Genomic DNA, 2,641 nt, shown 5'->3' with positions numbered 1-2,641 from the left:
ACTTCCTGTTCCCTTTAAGCGGCTTTTAGCAAATTGGATGACGCTTTTTGGCTTTCCACCTGGCTGAAAAGACTCACTTGGTTCAAACATTAGGCAGATGCCGGTAAATGACTTATCAAAGGTCTCCATAGAGACGCTATATGTACCCTTTGCTGGGTCATTTAATATAGCTTTGTTTTTCTTAAAGCCATTAAGTACGACAAAATGATTGAAGTTCCAGTGGATGATACATGGGAATGTCCCATTCTTTTTTAGTGATTCCGGCTCAAAACGGTAGCCCTTTGCATTTAGTCCATAGCTCCTAGCAGCTTTCAATATGTTCTTAGCATTTGAACCATCACGGGAGACACCGCAATCATAGCGTACCTGCTCTAAAGGTATCCACTTTTCGTAATATGCAAGTACCATTGTCAAGCTGGCAGCACCACATTCTAATGCTTCCATTTGCATTACAACTGGAACCTTAGCTACACTATTTCGCACAGGCTTTTTGATTTTATTTTCATTACCCATGCTTCACCTCAATTAAAGATAAATGACATTGGTGAGGTACTATCAAGCACGATTTGAGCTTTATAGATACCGTCTGCAAGTCCAGTATTGCACTGTACAGCATAAACCCATTCACCAAGCTTTAAGCCGCTAATATGAAGTACATATTCAGAAAAATCCTCACCACGAACTGCGATTGGCTCAAGTGGGATAGAAGATGCATTAATTTCATATTCTGTCCCCTCTATTGTAAAGTTTTTGTTTAAAACAGAGGATATGTCTTCCTCTGGAATATAAATAGTAAGTACTTTATCTTCAACAATTGCTGCAGTAGTAATAGTTGTATCTAAGTGTCCTAGAACTCCCCATATACAAACACCTACAAGTAATATAATTACAGCTACAATTACCAACCAAATGCTCGGACTACAGACACGAATATAGTCATTAAGCTGTTCTGGTGAAGAAACTCTTTCTATACTTTTCTTTCTAAAAATCGTGTTGTTTTCCATTTATCTTTCCCCTTTAAGCTAATTTTATCGCATAATGCGTTGGCAATTTGGATTAAATATTCTTTTCTAGTATTAGAATATTTCTTCCATCCTTATACTCATATGAAATTTCATCCATTATCTTTTTTACCATGTAAATTCCCAAGCCTCCAATCTCTCTCTCTTCTGCAGATAGAGTAGTATCAGGATCCTCCTTTACTGTAGGGTCATATGGACTGCCGTTATCTACGAATCTAAGGCTTACTTTATTTTCTGATACATTGCATCCAACTCTTGCCTCTGTTGCTCCACTGTAGCGGGCTATATTGGAGTAGATTTCATCTATTGCCATGTTTACTTTAAAGATGAGCTTATTAGATACTCCTCCCTCCGAAAGATGATTATCGATAAAGTCCGTGACCTGGTCTAAATTATCAAGACAAGGCTTTAGAGAGATTTCTTCAAAGGAACTATTAACTTGCTTTATTTGTATTGAGAGCATAGTGATATCGTCAAATTGATCTGCTAGGCCTACAAATGAGTCAATGTCTTTGTGTAGTGATTCCAAAAGCTCACGAGAGGATAGGTCCTTTGCTTTATTAAGTGCATCAATCATTCTGTCGGTTCCATAGAGGTTGTTATTGCTATCTGTTGCTTCTGCGACTCCATCTGTATATACAAAGAGACGGTCACCTGCAGATAAGACTAACTCATACTCACGATATTTTGAGCCTTCCATTCCAGCTAGGACAAAGCCGTGCTTGTCCTTATAGAGCTCAAAGCTTCCTCCTTTTCTCATTATTGCTGGGTACTCATGTCCTGCATTTGCGCAGACTAGCTTTCCTGTAGAAATTTCAAGAATTCCGATCCAGACAGTTACAAACATCTCTGCATCGTTGTTTTCACAGAGCTGGTTGTTAACCTTTTCCAAAATAGCCTTAGGAGAAAGACCACTTTGTGCTGCTGACTTTAAGAGTGTTTTTGAAATCATCATGAACATTGCAGCAGGAACGCCCTTTCCCGATACATCCGCAATGACCATTGCTAGGTGATTATCATCCACAAGGAAGAAGTCGTAGAAGTCTCCTCCTACCTCCTTTGCAGGAGTCATTGAAGCGTAAATATCAAACTCATCTCTATTAGGAAATGGAGGGAATATTGAAGGAAGCATGGAAGCCTGGATATGTCTCGCAACATCAAGCTCAGCGCCTATACGTTCCTTTTCTGCTGTGACTTTAGAAAGGTTATCGATGTAGTTCTCAAGCTCAGAGAGCATGAAGTTGAAAGCATGGCTTAAGGATTCAATTTCATCTCCAGTCTTTATTTTGATGCGCTGGTTTTCAAAGTCATTTGTTCTTGTAATCTCCTGAGTAAAGTCTGTGAGTCTTCCTACAGGATTGATAACTATTTTTCTTACAAATACGATATAAGCTAGAATTGTTATTCCTATTATTGCAAAGGATATGATGAACATATTAACTAAGAATGAGTTTAGATATGCTCTTACCTCACTCATATCTAAAATATATTGGATTTCAGCAATAGCTTTTCCATTTTCATCTAGAATTACTGAGATTCCAGTGTAGTTGAAGCCATAGTCGTTATCTGTTACAAGAGGCTTATCAATTCCTTTGTTTTTAGCATAGTTTTCCCAGATT

3 protein-coding genes are annotated in these 2,641 nt (G+C 38.2%); all 3 read right to left on the bottom strand.

Annotation, left to right across the window (positions count from 1 at the left end):
- On the bottom strand, positions 1–513 hold a 513-nt coding region (locus SOY52_RS04420; RefSeq protein ID WP_320847770.1), incomplete at its 3' end, for a cysteine peptidase family C39 domain-containing protein.
- A gap of 8 nt (positions 514–521) precedes the next feature.
- On the bottom strand, positions 522–1,004 hold the full coding sequence (locus SOY52_RS04415) for a hypothetical protein (protein ID WP_276989659.1): 483 nt from the start codon (positions 1,002–1,004) through the stop codon (positions 522–524).
- Positions 1,005–1,056: 52 nt separating this feature from the next.
- On the bottom strand, positions 1,057–2,641 hold a 1,585-nt coding region (locus SOY52_RS04410), incomplete at its 5' end, for a SpoIIE family protein phosphatase (protein WP_320847769.1).

The organism is Bullifex sp., from assembly GCF_034103065.1.
Taxonomy (GTDB): domain Bacteria; phylum Spirochaetota; class Spirochaetia; order Sphaerochaetales; family Sphaerochaetaceae; genus Bullifex.
Note: the sequence above shows the minus strand (reverse complement) of the source record. Positions and strands in the feature narration are given on the sequence as shown.